Raw genomic sequence first — 15406 nt, 5'->3', positions numbered from 1 at the left:
GCTACGCGATACGCGCGCCGGCCCCACTAGGCCGCGCGCGACGACCGCCCGGTGTCTGCAAAGATGCCGGGCGGTTTTGTTTTGGCTGCCTGTTTCTGCGGTCCTGTCTTAGAGATCAGCCGCAATCATGCCCGGATCCGGGCTGTTCGGCATTGTCGCCATCGGCAGATCGATCCAGAAGGTGCTGCCGCAACCTGTGTCACTTTCAACACCGATAGATGCGCCGATACGTTCTGCCAGGCGCCGGACCAGCACGAGGCCGAGGCCGGTGCCTTCCACGGCGCCACCTTCCTGCCCCAGCCGTTCAAACGGCTTGAACAATTCACCCAGCCGCTCTTTTGGAATGCCGATGCCGGTATCGGCAACGGAGATCCGCAGGGTGGAAGGTGAGAGAACGACGACGTCGACGCGGACTTCGCCGCTCGGCCGGTTATATTTCACCGCGTTGGCGATGAGGTTGATGAGGATCTGGCGCAGCCGCAAGGTATCGGACGTGACCCAGGCGGCCTCCGCCTCCACGATGAAGAGGTCGACCCCGGCTTTCTGCGCGATAGGCAGCATCAGTTCGCGGGCCTGGCTGAGAACCTGCGTGGCATCGACCGTTTCCAGTGTCACTTTGACATCGTCGGCCTCGATCGCGGCATAGTCGAGGACACCTTGTACCAGCTGCAGCAGATGTTCGCCGCTATTGTGGACATAGCTGCAATATTCCGCCTGGATCGCACTCATCGTCCCGGCAATGCCCCGCAGCATCAGATCGGAAAAGCCGATGACGGCGTTGAGGGGTGTCCGCAACTCGTGGCTCATCTGTGCCAGAAAGCGCGACTTGGCGCGGTTGGCGGCATCCGCTTCATGCAAGGCAGCACGCAATTCGCGCTCCCGGTTGCGGCGTTCGGTGACGTCGAACCAGAATTCGACGAACCCGCCTTCGCGCGTGCGCTGGCGATGGATTACCAGCCAGCGGCCGCTGGCCCCCGGCAATTCCGGGCTCGTGCCCGTGAAGGTCTCAAGCCAGTGGATGGCAGATCTGGCGAGGGCATCGTCATCGTCAGGATGGATACCACCCGGGCCCTGGATGGCTTCGGCCAAATGGAGCGCCTGATTGGGATCGACGCCCGCCGTGCGCCAGGCCGTCACGAACTGATGGTAGGATTCCCGATATGACATGCCGATGGCAAAACCCTGGCCGGGCGGGAAAAAGGTTTCCGTGACCGCACGGTTGAGCATGCGGATGGTGCCGTCCGGCCCCCACAGCACAAACCCGTCATGCAGGCTTTCGATCGCATCCAGCAGACGGTCATGGGCAAGACGTTCGCGATCCTCGCTGGCCAAGATCGCTTGTTCCAGCTCGCGTGCCTCGGTCATGTCGCGGCCAAGGCCCAGGATGCGCCGTACCACGCCATCGTCGCCGCGGATTGGGACGAAGGTGACATCAATGATGCGATGGCCCCGGGCGATGTCGAGGCCGATTTCGAAGCGCTCGATCTGTCCGCTCGCAACGCAGTGCCGGAAATGGGCATTGACCAGGACGGCCTTTTCAGCCGGCAGGTATTCCTCGACACAGAGACCAACAAGTTCATTGGCCAGCATGCCCATCTGGCGTTCAGCCGCCGGGTTGACCTCCAGGGTCCGGAAGCGGTTGTCCGGCGTCACCTCCGTGAGGAAGATCGCATCGGCGATGTTGTTGAACACTTCCCGGTAACGGGCTTCGTTTTCCCGGAGCGCGATCTCGGCATTCGTGAGATTGGTGAGATCGACGGCGATGGCATAAAAGCCCATGGCCTCATCGCCCACGAATTTCGGCACGAAATCCACCTGGAGATGCCGGCAGATGCCATCGCCGCCGACCATGGTGGTCATGAAGGACGACCGCTCGCCGCGAAGCGCCGCAGCATGATGGTGCCCGTAACGTATGAATTGCGTTTCGCCGAAGAAGTCGCGCGCATGGCAACCGATGGGGTTCTGTGACGGATACCAATGGCTGAAGCGATCATTGGCGAAACGGCAGATGAGGTCGCGGTCCCAGTAGGAGACCGTGGCCGGGATGCTGTTGACCAGCAGCCGCAACTCCTGCTCGCGTGCTGCGAGTTCGGATTCCGCCCGCACCAGCGCCGTCACATCCATGCCGACGGCGTAGTAGCCCACCACGTCGCCAGCGCGAATTTCCGGCGTCAAGACAATCTGCAGGACGGCATCCTTGCCCGATTGCGTGGTCAGCGGCAGATGGAACGAGGTGACCTCGCCGCGAAAGACGGCGTCCCGATAGGCTTGCTGGGCGGCGAACCGTTCCGGCCCCATGAGCTTTTCGAGATGGCACCCCAGCATCTCTTCCGGCATGACGCCGGCCCAATCGCCATGTGCGTCATTGGCGAAGCGACAGATGAGATCGCGGTCCCAATAGCTGACGCCGACACCGACGGTGTTGATGAGCTGGCGCAGTCCCGCTTCGCGCTGGCGGTATTCTTCCTCGGCATTCTTGATGCGCGAGATGTCTTCGACGGTGCCCTCGAAATAGAGGAAATTGCCGGCCGCATCATGAACCGGGCGTGTGCTCTCGGACACCCAGATGATCGATCCGTCCGCACGGTACATGCGCGATTCAAAGGATGTGACGATCCCGTCGGCCTGCATCCGACGCAGGAATTCCGCCCGCGTGCCGGGGTCGACATAAATCTGCCGAGCGATGTCGGTGACGGCACCCATCATTTCAGCCTGGGAGGCATAGCCGCAAAGCTTTGCGAGCGCTCGGTTGACGCTGATGTACCGGCCGTCGGCGCTTGAATGGAAGACGCCCCAAGGGGCGTTGTCGAGCATGTCGCGATAGAGCTTCAGCGCGTCGTCCATGATCGGACCACGAGAGCTGTTGGTCTCATTGGAAACGCCAGCCACGCCCATAAAGTCGCTCACAATTTGGCGGCCCGTGAGCTTCGCCCACAAACCTGTCGCTCATAGGGAGGCTTGGCGCAGCGCCTTCTTGTCGCCCAGCGATGAAGCGCCACCCGGCGTCGGCTTAGTAGCAGGCTGGTGGTGCTTTGAGTTGCGCTCGCGCACCGCCAGGATCAGCAATGTCGCCGCACCGAGGCCCAGCGCGGCACCGCCGGCGATGAGAAGATGCGCAGTCCAAGAAATGGCGGCCGGACCCAGCAGCAGATTGATGGCGAGGAAGGCCACAAAGCCGCAAAAGGTGATGATGCCGATGGTATGCCAGCGGTGGTCGGCATCGTTCAGCTTGCCAACCCGGCGCAGTTCCTGCTCCAGCCGCTGCCGATAAAGCGCCCGGTATACGCGCTGCATGATATGAGGATTGCACGCGGAGGGGGCGATCAATTCCTTGATCGGCGGGATGTTCCCGAAGCCTGCTCCATTCCGCTCGTCAAATGGCACTGTCATCATCTCAGACCTCGCATGGGCGGCGGGCGCTGGGCCCATGCTGCCTGCATCGAATTGCCAACGAGTCGTTTGACTCGCTTGCCCCATCTTCGCTGCAAGCGGTTAAGGAATGGTCCATAACGGGACATCCGAAAGAGCGTAGCGCTTTTTCGGAGAATTTGCACAAATTTTCGGAATATCACCTGGGTGTGAGTATGCGACCACAGGGAATAAAAAAAGCCCGGATCAGGGATTGATCCGGGCTTTCTGGCTTCTTGGATGTCAGCCCGTTAATGCAGGCGCGTATCCACATCCTTGATCGCCGCATCGACGAGTGCCGTGGCACGGGCGTCGGTGAGGCTGGCGGTGATCAGCTTCCGGGCCGCGGCAGTCGCAACGTCGACCGCCTCGCGGCGGACTTCGGCGATGGCGGCGGCTTCGGCTTGGGCAATCTTCTCCAGCGCCAGCTTTTCGCGGCGGGTGAAGGCCAGGTCCAGATTGGCCGCTGCTTCCTTGGCCTGGCGCTGGGCCACAGCCTTGGCGGTCTCGATGATCTCGGCAGCTTCGCGCAAGGCGTCCTTCTGCTTGCGCTGGTACTCGCCGAGGAGGGCTTGTGCCTCGTCCTTCAGCTTCTGTGCTTCATCGAGATCGGCTTTGATCTTGATGGCGCGCTGGTCGAGCATCTGGGTGATGGCCTTCCACAGCTTCGGTCCGGCGAAGGCAAGGAAGATCAGGCCCCCAAGATTGACCCAGGTATGCGGATTGGCCAGGAAACCGACTTCATGTTCCATCAGGCACGCTCCTTGACGGCGGCTTCGACGGCAGCACCGGCCGCAGCCTGATCGACATTGGTCCCGGTGAGCTTGGCTGAAATACCGGCCGCGAGATCCGTGGCGATCGCCTTGACCTGGGCCAGGGCCTCGATCTTGGCTGCCTTGATGCGGCCTTCGGCGGTGCGGGTCTGCTCGGCAAGACGGGCACCAAATTCGGCTTCGCGCTTGGTGGTCTCGGCGGCAATCTCGGCCGCGGCCTTGGCAAGCTCGGCCTGTGCCGCACCCTTGGCATCGGCAATCGCCTTTTCATAGGCCGCCAGCACGCCAGCGGCTTCAGCGCGCAGCTGTTCCGCCTTGGCAAGATTGCCTTCGATGCGTTCAGCGCGCTGGTCGATGATCGCCGCCACCTTGGGCAGCGCCAGCTTCGACATCAGCACGTAAAGCGCCACGAAGGTCACGACCAGCCAGACCAGCAGCGGCGAGAAAATGGCGGGATCGAATTGGGGCATTGGTCCCCTCCCAAACTACAAGCTTTAAGTGGCGAACCGGCCGGCTTCAGAAGGTGAGCCGGCCGGTCGCTATCGCAACGTTCTTAGAGATCGTCCCGGCTGGCCTTAGCCGAACAGGATGATCATGGCGATGACGAAGCCGAAGAGACCGGTGGCTTCGATCAGCGCGAAGGCAAGCATCGGGTTGACCTTCAGCTTGCTCTGGGCTTCCGGGTTGCGGAACGCACCCTCCATGTAGCTGCCGAACAGGGTACCGAGACCGATACCAGCGCCACCGAGGGCGAGTGCCGCAATACCGGCGCCGATCATTTTCGCGGCTTCGAGTTCCATGATGGATGTCCTTTCTTGGGATTAAAACGTTGCTTGGTGTTGATGGAAAAGTTTTCGCCTGCTGCCCTCAATGCGCCAGGTGAATGGCGTCGTTGAGATAGATGCAGGTGAGGATGGCGAACACATAGGCCTGCAGGAGGGCAACCAGCACCTCGAGGGCGAAGATCAGCGGGATTGCGGCCAGCGGAATGGCGCCCAGCGCGAAGAACAAGCCACCAAGGCCGACGACGAAGGTGCCAAGGACACCCAGCATGACGTGGCCGGCCACCATGTTGGCAAAAAGTCGGACCGAGAGGCTGATCGGACGGATGAGATAGGAGATGATTTCCAAGGGGATCATCAGCGGCATCAGCCACATCGGCGCGCCGGCCGGAGCGAAATAGCTGAAGTAATGTGTGCCGTGGCGCACGAAGCCCACCACGGTAACGACGGTGATGACCATGAAGGCCAGGGCGAAGGTGACGACGATGTGGCTGGTGACGGTGATCGCGCCAAAGAGGCCGATGAGGTTGCAGCCCAGGATGAACATGAATAGCGAGAAGACCAGCGGGAAGAATGCTTTGCCCTTGGGGCCGGTATTCTCTTTCAGAAGATTGGCGATGAATTCGTAGAAGAATTCGACCATGCCCTGGAAGCGGCCCGGGACGATGGAGGCCTTGTTCATGCCGGCGACGATGAAGATGGTCACGAGCCCAACCACCACCGCCATGATCAGCGAGGCATTGGTGAAGGAGGCGTCGATGCCGAACGGATGCAATTCCGCCAGCGTCTTGATCTCGAACTGGGCGAGTGGTGAATGGGCGTCGGCCACGATGTCATCCCCGGTTGTTGCCGCCCGCGAACCCCCATTGGGACATACGTCCCTGTTGGGCCCGAAGGGTCGACGCTTAACGTTGATCCTTCTTGGAAGCTTCCAATTGCTCCATCTGTTTCGACACGCGCATCACATTGAGGATGCCCCCGCCGAGACCCAGGATCATGAAAATCAGCATCAACCAGGGGCGCGTTCCCAGCCATCCATCGATGACATAGCCCATCCCCAGACCGACCAGCAGGCCCGCCAGCAATTCGATGCTGAGGCGGAAGCCATATCCCAGTGACGTACCCTCGCGGGCAAGGTCCCCGGTATCCGATTCCCCGATCCGCTCCCGCGCTGCTTTGAGCTTCGCGTCGAACTGGTCCAGGTTACCTGGTTGCTGTTCGGTCATTGTCGCCGATCCTCAAGGTATCCCCCGAGCAACAAGCCGCTACCCCCGCCAATCGGAGGATCGGCGGAAGCGCGCGCAACATAGGCAAGGGGGGATAGGCTGTCAAGGTGATTTGAGCTATATTAACCGATTGATTTATATTGGTAAAATTGGAACATGCCAGGGGCTGTGACAGGGCTGCGGGCGACCCCTCGGAATCGCGTGTTACGCTGCACCACGGCGGAAACGCGATGGTTTCGTCCAGGCAGGTCGGCCGCGCCATCTCAGATGGCTGGGAACAGGACATAATTCATGAAGTTCAGGCGTGCCGGGATCGTCGATGCGGGGCTGGTCGAGGCGCTGACCCACCGGGCCTATGAGAAGTGGGTGCCGGTGCTGGGACGCATGCCCAAGCCGATGACGGCGGATTACCGCGCGGCCGTCCGGGCCCATGTGATCGAGCTGCTGAGCGACGATGCCGGGACGATTGTCGGGCTGGTCGAGCTGATCCCGCACCCGGATCACTGGCTTATTGAAAATGTCGTGGTCGATCCGGCCGAGCAGGGCAGGGGCCACGGCCGCCACCTGGTTGCCCATGCCGAAGCCCTCACGCGGGCGGCCGGGATGAAGGTGATCCGGCTCTATACCAACAAGCTGTTCGCCGAAAACATCGCGCTCTACCTGAAGCTTGGCTATGCCATCGACGGCGAGGAGGCGTTCAAGGGTGGGCACCTCGTGCATATGAGCAAGGTGATGGGATAGAGGCGCGTCGCCTATCTCATGTCGTCCTGGTCCACCTTAGCGGACCAGGACGGAATTTTGTGTTGGTGCTGTTACGATGCAGCCTTGAGATGGCCGATTTCCTGGAGGTCGACCGAGACCAACTGCGAGACGCCGCGTTCGGCCATGGTGACGCCGTAGAGGCGATCCATGCGGGCCATGGTCAGGCGGTGGTGGGTGATGACCAGGAAGCGGGTGCCCGAGGCTTCGGCCAGTTCCTGCACGAGATTGCAGAAGCGCTCGACGTTCGCGTCATCCAGTGGTGCGTCGACCTCGTCCAGCACGCAGATCGGTGCCGGGTTGACGAGGAACACCGCAAAGAGCAGAGCCAAGGCCGTGAGGGCCTGCTCGCCGCCCGAAAGCAGCGAGAGAACTTGCAGCTTCTTGCCTGGCGGGCTTGCGAAAATCTCGAGGCCGGCATCAAGCGGGTCTTCGGCTTCGGTCAATTGCAGATGTGCCTTGCCGCCGCCGAAGAGGCGGGTGAACAGCGAGGTGAAATGGCCGTTGACCAGTTCGAAGGCAGCGAGCAACCGTTCGCGGCCCTCGCGGTTGAGGCTGGCAATGCCTTGGCGCAGGCGTGAAATGGCGTTGATGAGGTCGGAGCGTTCGGTCTGCATGCCAGCCAGCTGCTGGTCGAGCTCATTCGATTCCGTCTCGGCGCGCAAATTGACCGGACCGATATTCTCGCGCTCGCGCAACAATTTGTTGAGGCGCTGCTCGGTCTCCTCGCGGGCCGGCAGACCTTCACCGGGATCAAGCTCGGCCAGCGTCAGCACTTCTTCCGGCGAGCATTCCAGCTTTTCGCGGATGCGCTCGGTCAAGGTGGCGGCGGCTTCCTTGGCCTGCTCGATGGCGGCTTCGGCCCGGACGCGCTGCTCGCGCGCTTCGATGAGCTTGTGTTCTTCGCCTTTGAGGCCGCGATCGGCTTCGTTGAGGGCCGTCTCAGCGGACGCCAGGGTATCAGCAGCGTTGCGGCGCTTTTCCTCGGACACTTCCAGAAGGTCCATGAGGTCGCTGCGTTGCTGTGCGATCTCGCCCGGCAAGGCGGCAAGGCGCTCGATTTCCTGTTCGATATGGGCGCGGCGTTCGACCAGCTCATTGAGATGCTGCTGGGCGCGCTGGCCGCGCTGTTCCCAGGAACGAAGCTCGTCAGCGATGGCGAGGAGGCGCGTCTGGCGCTGCTGCGCTTCGCGTTGCAGGCGATCGAGGGCAGAGCGCGCTTCGACGAGGCGTGTGCGGCGCTCGGCCACTTCCGGACGGAGTTCGTTGATGCGATGGCGGGCCGCATCCAGATCAGGAAGTTCCGCGCGTTCCGTGGCGGCGGCTTCCAGCTGACCTTCGAGTTCGGCGATATCGCCGGCCACCGCTTCGGCCTGTTCGCCGACGGCGGCGAGACGGGATTGCATTTGCGTCGCGCGCTGCTCGACACGGGCGGCGGCATCGCGCGCCTGGCGGGCCGCGTTATAGGCAGCCTGCAAGGTCTGGCGCTGGCTGCGCTCGCGGTCGATGAGGCTCTGCGCTTCGTCGCGCGCGGCGCCGAACTGCGCTTCGACCTCGGCCAGCGTCGCTTCGGCGACGTTCAACTCGTCATCCAGCTGGCGCAAGCGATTGCGTTGCTTGAGGCGCGTGGCGGCAGCGGTTTCCGTCCCGGCGGCGATGGTAAAGCCGTCCCAGCGCCACATGGCGCCGTCCTTGGAGACGAGGCGCTGGCCCTGTTGCAATTGCGGTCCCAACGCGCGACAGGTCGCTTCGTCTTCCACAACACCGATCTGTGCCAGGCGCCGGCCGAGCGCCACCGAGCCGGTCACGAAACGCGACAGGGGTTCGGCATTGCCGGGGAGGCCCGGAGCCGTGCCGTTGGTGTCGCCTTCGCGCCAATGCGAGGGGGCGCCGAGATCGGTCGAAGCTTGGAGATCGTCGCCCAAGGCCGCGGCGATGGCGATTTCGTAACCGGGCGCCACGGTGAGGCTGTCGATGAGCGGCGGCCACATCTCTGAATCGGAGGTGGCGAAGATCGAGGAGAGGGCGTCGGCTTCGGCCTTCAGGCGCTGGCGGGCATCCTGCGCCTGCTGCAGCTGGGCGCGGGCGTTGGTCTCGGCTTCGCCGGCAAGGCCGCGCTGGGCTTCGATCTCGGCAAGCACCGCCTGTGCTTCTTCGAGGGCGGCCTCGGCTTCTGCCACGGCATTGCGGGCTGCCTGCGTCTCGGCATCGTTCTCGATTTCGGCGGAGAGACGCTGGCGCTCGGCATCCACTTCCTGCGCGCGGTTGGAGAGGCGCTGGCGGCGCTGCTGCAATTCATCGAGGCGCCGGGTCAGCGCATGGGCACGGGCTTCGGCGGCAGCGAGATCCTGCGTGAGACGGCCAAGCTCGGCCTCGCTCTCATCGACCTCGGCTTGCGCGCCTTCGACGCGGCGCTGGGTCTCTTCGGAGATCGCGGCTTCTTCGCCGGCGGTCTCGGTGATGACGGTGCGTTCTTCGGCCAGGCGTTCAGCTGCGGCGACGGCGTCGGTGGTGAGCGCCAGTTCGCGGCCGTGATCGGCCTCGTTCTCGCGCAGCTGGCGATCGGCATCGGACCGCGCCTGTTGGATGCGCTCTTCTTCCTTGTCGAGCGCGCCGCGGGCGATGGTGAGGCGCTGCAGCTCCGCCGCAGCCTCCGCTTCCGCCTGACGCAGGCTGGGCAGGATGGTGGCGGCCTCCGTCTGGCGTGTAGCTGCAATAGCCGCGGCCGAGGTCAGCGACACGACGGCCGTTTCGGCGGCCATCAGGGTCTTTTCAGAATAGTCCAGGCGCTGGCGCGCATCCTGCCACTGGATATGGAACAGGATCGCCTCGGCGCGGCGGATATGATCCTGCAGATTGCGATAGCGCGATGCCTGACGCGCCTGCTTCTTCAACTGGCCAAGCTGGCTTTCCAGCGTGATGATGACATCGTCGAGGCGGGCGAGATTGGCTTCCGCGGCTTTGAGGCGCAGTTCAGCTTCGTGCCGGCGGGTGTGGAGGCCGGTGATGCCGGCCGCTTCTTCGAGAAGCGAGCGCCGGTCGGTCGGTTTCGCATTGACGATGGCACCGACACGGCCCTGGCTCACCAGCGCCGTGGAATGGGCACCGGCCGAGATATCGGCGAACAGCAGCTGCACGTCGCGGGCGCGGGCTTCTTTGCCGTTGACCTTGTAGGTCGAGCCTTCGCCGCGATCGATGCGGCGCGAAATTTCCAGATCGTCGCTGTCGTTGAATTGGGCCGAGGCGCGGCGGTCGGCATTGTCGAGGGTCAGCACCACTTCAGCGACGTTGCGCGCCGGGCGGTTGCCGCTGCCACCGAAGATGACATCGTCCATTTCACCGCCGCGCATGCGCTTGGCGGAGGTTTCGCCCATGACCCAGCGCAGTGCTTCGACCAGGTTCGACTTGCCGCAGCCATTGGGGCCGACGATCCCGGTCATGCCCGCCTGAATCGACAGTTCAGTGGATTCGACGAAGGATTTGAAGCCGGTCAGGCGGACTTTGTTGAACTGGACCACGCGGCAGGTTCCTTAAAACTGGTCTGGACGTAACGCAATGCGCAGCGGTGCGCAGTTATTGAGGCGCCAGGGTCATTTCGAAGCCAGGGCGTCGAAGATCTTCTTGAAGTCTTCAAAGGATTTTTCGCCCTCGATGACGATGCCGTTGACCACGAAGGTCGGCGTCGACTTGACCTTGAAGGCCTTATCGGCGTTCTCGGCCGAGGCAATGATCTTGTCCTTGGCGTCCTTGTTGTTGAGGCAGGCCTGGAAATCCGTGCCGTTGATGCCGGCGGCAGCCGCAATGCTGGCCAGGGCCGGGGCGGACTGGTCATTGACCCAGGCCGGCTGCGTCGAGAACAACTGGTCGATCATGCCCCAGTAAGCCAACGGCGAAACGCAATGGGCGAGGAGGGCTGCCTGCACGGCCGGACCATTCAGCGGGAAGTCGCGCACCACCAGCTTCACCTTGCCGGTATCGATATACTGCTTCTTGATCTCCGGCAGCACCGTCATGTGGTGGCGGGCGCAATGCGGGCAGGAGAGGGAGGAATATTCGATGAAGGTGATCGGCGCCTTGGCATCGCCCAGCACCATGTCGCCTTCCTGGGCCTGGGCGAGGGGGCTGTCGACCGGGGCCGGCAGGCCGGCCAAAGCCGGGTTGTTGGCGGCAGCGTTGGCCGCCGCATTGGGGCCATAATGGGTCCAGGCATAGAAGCCACCGACACCCACCAGCGCCAGAACCACGACACCGATTACGAGATTGCGCGCGTTCAACATTGCCTCCAATTGGTCCCTGGGTCGGGGCCCGGAAAATGAGGCCCGATTTGGCCGCTATTTGGCAGGATTCAGGGGCCCATGCAAGCGAGGCGTCCGTGACCGTCCGGCGCGGGTGCGGCCATCGCCTGAGGGTTCCCGGATAAGCCGTTGGATTCGGGCGAGTCGCCCGATGTCCAGCCGGAATCTCAAATCCGCTCAATGTTTTCCAGGGTTTCCTGGGGTTTTCGGAGCCTCAGGGCCGCCGTGCCCGGGCGGCGCCGAGTCGCCGCAGGGCCTCCCGGATCTCCGGGTCCGTCACTTTGGAAAGGTCTGGCTGGCTGGGCGGCGTACCGGCAGGTCGCTTTGCCTTTGGCGCAGCCTTTTTGCGGTCGCCGATCTCGATCTTGATCTCTTTGATGGCGGGGTAGCCGAAATAGCGCGTGATGCGCTCCAGGATGCGGGGCTTCAAATGCTGCACCTCGAGGCTGGCAGCGGGGCTTGCGCGCAGGGTAAGGGTGCCGCCGGCTATGTTTGCCGGGACCAGGCCGGTGGGGCGCCCGGCATTCTCCTCTTTCGCCGGGTCTTTTGCCGGGCGTGGCAGGCGCATCTTCACCGGGATGGCGAGGCCGGCGATGTCCTCGCCGACGATGGTGGACCAGGCGCCGATGAGGCTGGCTTCGGCAAAGCCCTTGCGGCCCAAGGCGAGCTTGGTGAGGTTGGGCACGCTGCTGGCCAGGGCCGAGAGCCGGTTGTGGCGCTCGGCCGATTCCCTTGGGGCTTCCTTTGGGGCCGGTTCGGTTTTGGTCTTCGGTTTTTCTTCTTGGGCGCTCATGGGCGTCAGTCTAAGGTCGCCCGCCATGCCGCGCAAACAGCCAGACTCAGCCGCCCAGCAAATCCTCGCCTGGTATGACCGCCATCGTCGGCACCTGCCTTGGCGCTCAGGCCCGGGCGAGCATGCCGATCCCTATCATGTCTGGCTGTCCGAGATCATGCTGCAGCAGACCACGGTCGTGACCGTCGGCCCCTATTACCAGGATTTCCTCAAGCGCTGGCCGCGGGTTGACGATCTGGCCGCGGCGCCGCTTGACGATGTGCTCACCGCCTGGGCCGGCCTTGGCTATTACGCCCGCGCCCGCAATCTCAAGAAATGCGCTGAAGCTGTGGTGCGCGATCATGGTGGCGTCTTTCCCGATACGGAAGAGGGGTTGCGCAGCCTGCCCGGCATCGGCCCCTATACGGCCGCAGCCGTGGCGGCCATCGCCTTTGACCGATCCACGACGATCCTTGATGGCAATGTCGAACGGGTGATGGCGCGGCTCCACCGGGTCGCGACTCCCTTGCCCAAGGCCAAGGAGGAGCTGCGCGAATTGGCGTCGCGCTTCACGCCGCAGAGGCGGCCGGGGGATTATGCGCAGGCGATCATGGATCTCGGCGCCACCATCTGCACGCCGACCAAGCCGAAATGCTTCCTCTGCCCATGGCGCGAGATCTGTGCGGCACACGCGGCCGGCGACATGGAAGCGTACCCCAAGAAATCGCCCAAGGCCGCGCGCCCGCAGCGCTACGGCCTCTGCTATGTGATGATCGACAAAGCCGGCCGCATCGCCCTTGAGAAGCGCCCGGAGAAGGGCTTGCTTGGTGGGATGGTGCAGGTGCCGACCAGCGATTGGCTGGGTGCAGCCTTCGACGAAGGCATGGCCGACGATCTGGCGCCATTGAAGGCCAAGTGGCGCCGCCTCGATGGCAGCGTCACCCACGTCTTCACCCATTTCGCGCTGCATCTCGTGGTGTTCGCCGCGACCGGCGTGAAGCCGGATGCGCGCTACCAATGGACCGACCTCGACAATCTCGGCAACGTGGCGCTGCCAACGGTCATGCGGAAAGTGGTCGAGCATGGGTTGTCGAAACTTGCTTAGATACTTATGTAGCGTGACGCATATTTCAAAATAGCAACAGGGCGGGCAATCCCATGCGTTTGTTGATTCTTGGGGGGACCCAGTTTCTTGGGCGCGCGATTGCTGCCTATGCATGCGCGGAAGGGCATGAGGTGACGTGCGCGTCACGCGGACTCGCGGGTCCGGCAGCACCCGGCACGCGCTTTGTTTCGATCGATCGCGATGTGCCGTATGGTCTCGAGCCCTTAAAGCGTGAAGAGTTCGATGCCGTCGTGGACGTTTCACGTCAACCGGGTCAGGTACGCCGCGCGGTGGCCGAACTCAAGCGGCAGGCGGGGCATTGGACCTTCGTCTCGACGGTGAGTGTATATGCGGACAATCACACCCCTGGGCAGCGAGCGGACATGGCCACCCTTTTGGCGCCCACCGCCCCCGAGATCGAACACAGTACCGACGAAACCTACGGCGCTGCCAAGGTCGCATGCGAACGGGCCGTCGGGGAAGACGCCTTCATTTGCCGCGCCGGCCTTATCGTTGGACCGGAAGATCCGACGGGCCGGTTCAGTTACTGGCCGGCTCGGCTTGCACGCGGCGGGGAAGTGCTGGCCCCGGGATCTCCCGAAGATCCCGTTCAGTTCATAGACGTGCGTGATCTCGCGCAATGGATTGTTCATGCCGCACAATGTCGCCTGATCGGCATCTATGACGGAACGGGACCGACGCGCACGCGCGGCGAGTTTCTTTTGGAATGTGCGGCGGCGCTGGGCGCATCGTGCAGCTTTACCTGGGCAGATCGCATGTTTCTCGAAGAGCAGGACGTGAGAATGTGGTCGGGGCCCAGATCCCTCCCGCTATGGCTGCCATTGCCGGACTATGCTGGTTTCATGACCCGCGACACGACCCCTGCGCTCAGTGCCGGGCTTAGCGTGCGGTCGCTTTCCGAGACTGCGCGCGACACGCTAGGCTGGTTGCGTAGTGCCAATGGTCCGATCAGCGGCCTGACCGCCGACGAGGAAAGACAAGTGCTTGCCGCATGGCACGCAAAGAGGTCTGGCAAAAGCTAACCCGGCGCCTGCCAGACGACCAAAGGCAAGGAAAACTGATATGACGCCAAAGAAAATGGGAGTTTGATCCCGATTTTCAGAGAAAGGCCTCTTGGGCGGCGTGGTGCAGGTGCCGACCAGCGACTGGCTGGGTGCAGCCTTCGACGAAGGCATGGCCGACGAGCTGGCGCCATTGGAGACCAAGTGGCGCCGCCTCGATGGGGGCGTTACCCACGTCTTCACCCATTTCGCGCTGCTTCTCGTGGTGTTCGCCGCGACCGGTGTGAAGCCGGATGCGCGCTACCAATGGACCGAACTCGACAATCTCGGCAACGTGGCGCTGCCAACGGTCATGCGGAAAGTGGTCGAGCACGGGTTGTCGAAACTTGCCTAGACACCTAGATAACGTGCAGCATGCTTCAACATTGCAAGCAGGATGGATAGCTTGTCGTCAGATAACCAATTGTTGGCGCGGGCGCTTCACCTGGCGCAGAGGCGGAACGCGACGCTGCAGCGTTTGCGAGGCAATCCAGATGTCTCGTCCGATCCCGAACTCAAGCGGCTTACTTCTTCCCTGAAGATGGCCGTCGATACGCTTCTGATGGCTTATCAGGAAGAAGCCAGAAACTCACCCTGGTATGTTTACGCGGCGATCAAGCGGGAAGCCGATGTTGAAATTGTCAATGCGCCGCACAAAGCTGCCAAGACTGCCGCAAAGCACGGTCGTGACATCATGCGGGATGCAGCGGCGGTGCTGGACAGCAGAACTGCCGACGAAGTGATAAATGCAACCATTGTCATGGCCACGGTTGCCGGCAAGATAATGCAGCCCAGCGCAAAGATAGACTGGGATCAGTTCCAAGATCTGTTCGGAGACCCAGCACAACGTATCGCCAATCGACTACGCCAACTCCAATATGACTTGCTGAACGAAGGGCTTCCGCCATTACAACTTGCGCCGGTCGCTGCACAGATAACCGGCAAGACTGAAGTCGTCCTGAGCCAGAATATGAATGGAACCGATAGCGCTCACTCGGCCTGGATTGAGCAATGGTATGACGCCATTACAGACGCAGGTCTGGATTTGCGCGCAGTTATCGAGGCACTGCGGGCCTGGCTGCCCCTAATTGAATCTCACACCGAATCTGCGGGGGTCGATGCGGCGGAAGCACGCGCGCTTGCATTGGAAGAGCGCGCCTTGGCGACGGCGCTTGAGCGTCTGCCTGTCGAGTTGCGCGTGTTTGTGAAATCTTAGAGACGTTGA

The 15406-nt window shown here is 62.7% G+C and carries 15 protein-coding genes; 5 read left to right on the top strand and 10 right to left on the bottom strand.

The annotated features are described in order from the left end of the window. Positions 1-108: 108 nt before the first annotated feature. The 7 genes from AC1DWZ_RS17360 to AC1DWZ_RS17330 form a co-directional block, all read right to left on the bottom strand. A complete protein-coding gene (locus AC1DWZ_RS17360) occupies positions 109-2907 on the bottom strand; it encodes a PAS domain-containing sensor histidine kinase (protein ID WP_477170187.1) in 2799 nt (932 codons plus the stop codon). Between the two features lie 39 nt (positions 2908-2946). Continuing rightward, the gene (locus AC1DWZ_RS17355; RefSeq protein ID WP_477170186.1) at positions 2947-3294 is read right to left on the bottom strand and encodes a hypothetical protein; all 348 of its coding nucleotides are present in this window, start codon (positions 3292-3294) and stop codon (positions 2947-2949) included. Positions 3295-3659: 365 nt separating this feature from the next. After that, positions 3660-4160, bottom strand: a complete 501-nt coding sequence (locus AC1DWZ_RS17350) for a F0F1 ATP synthase subunit B family protein (RefSeq protein ID WP_477170185.1) — start codon at positions 4158-4160, stop codon at positions 3660-3662. After that, on the bottom strand, positions 4160-4651 hold the full coding sequence (locus AC1DWZ_RS17345; protein ID WP_477170184.1) for a F0F1 ATP synthase subunit B family protein: 492 nt from the start codon (positions 4649-4651) through the stop codon (positions 4160-4162). Before AC1DWZ_RS17345 ends, AC1DWZ_RS17350 begins: the two co-directional genes overlap by 1 nt. 105 nt (positions 4652-4756) lie before the next feature. Further along, complete coding sequence (gene atpE / locus AC1DWZ_RS17340; RefSeq protein ID WP_298682011.1) at positions 4757-4981, bottom strand: ATP synthase F0 subunit C; 225 nt, start codon at positions 4979-4981, stop codon at positions 4757-4759. A gap of 67 nt (positions 4982-5048) precedes the next feature. Next, positions 5049-5792, bottom strand: a complete 744-nt coding sequence (locus tag AC1DWZ_RS17335) for a F0F1 ATP synthase subunit A (protein WP_477170183.1) — start codon at positions 5790-5792, stop codon at positions 5049-5051. A 76-nt stretch (positions 5793-5868) separates the two neighbouring features. Next, positions 5869-6189: an AtpZ/AtpI family protein gene (locus tag AC1DWZ_RS17330; RefSeq protein WP_477170182.1), complete on the bottom strand. Its 321-nt coding sequence runs from the start codon at positions 6187-6189 to the stop codon at positions 5869-5871. A 291-nt stretch (positions 6190-6480) separates the two neighbouring features. Between AC1DWZ_RS17330 and AC1DWZ_RS17325 the strand changes: the two genes are divergently transcribed. Further along, positions 6481-6930, top strand: coding sequence for a GNAT family N-acetyltransferase (locus AC1DWZ_RS17325; protein WP_477170181.1), 450 nt, complete (start codon positions 6481-6483; stop codon positions 6928-6930). Positions 6931-7001: 71 nt separating this feature from the next. Here AC1DWZ_RS17325 and smc read toward each other — a convergent pair whose 3' ends face one another. The 3 genes from smc to AC1DWZ_RS17310 form a co-directional block, all read right to left on the bottom strand. Beyond that, the gene (gene smc, locus AC1DWZ_RS17320; RefSeq protein ID WP_477170180.1) at positions 7002-10466 is read right to left on the bottom strand and encodes a chromosome segregation protein SMC; all 3465 of its coding nucleotides are present in this window, start codon (positions 10464-10466) and stop codon (positions 7002-7004) included. Between the two features lie 72 nt (positions 10467-10538). Next, the gene (locus AC1DWZ_RS17315) at positions 10539-11225 is read right to left on the bottom strand and encodes a DsbA family protein (RefSeq protein ID WP_477170179.1); all 687 of its coding nucleotides are present in this window, start codon (positions 11223-11225) and stop codon (positions 10539-10541) included. 232 nt (positions 11226-11457) lie between these two features. Then, complete coding sequence (locus AC1DWZ_RS17310; protein ID WP_477170178.1) at positions 11458-12036, bottom strand: DUF721 domain-containing protein; 579 nt, start codon at positions 12034-12036, stop codon at positions 11458-11460. 25 nt (positions 12037-12061) lie between these two features. On the opposite strand from AC1DWZ_RS17310, the gene mutY reads away from it, so the two are divergent. The 4 genes from mutY (at position 12062) to AC1DWZ_RS17290 (ending at position 15397) form a co-directional block, all read left to right on the top strand. After that, positions 12062-13120 (top strand): A/G-specific adenine glycosylase, encoded by a 1059-nt coding sequence (gene mutY / locus AC1DWZ_RS17305; RefSeq protein WP_477170177.1) that lies wholly within the window; start codon positions 12062-12064, stop codon positions 13118-13120. Between the two features lie 53 nt (positions 13121-13173). Beyond that, positions 13174-14163 (top strand): NAD-dependent epimerase/dehydratase family protein, encoded by a 990-nt coding sequence (locus AC1DWZ_RS17300; protein WP_477170176.1) that lies wholly within the window; start codon positions 13174-13176, stop codon positions 14161-14163. Between the two features lie 91 nt (positions 14164-14254). After that, positions 14255-14536: an NUDIX domain-containing protein gene (locus AC1DWZ_RS17295; RefSeq protein ID WP_477170175.1), complete on the top strand. Its 282-nt coding sequence runs from the start codon at positions 14255-14257 to the stop codon at positions 14534-14536. Positions 14537-14587: 51 nt separating this feature from the next. Next, positions 14588-15397, top strand: a complete 810-nt coding sequence (locus tag AC1DWZ_RS17290) for a hypothetical protein (RefSeq protein WP_477170174.1) — start codon at positions 14588-14590, stop codon at positions 15395-15397. The last annotated feature ends 9 nt before the right edge of the window (positions 15398-15406 follow it).

It is taken from the genome of Dongia sp. P2_B8 (assembly GCF_056404715.1).
Note: the sequence above shows the minus strand (reverse complement) of the source record. Positions and strands in the feature narration are given on the sequence as shown.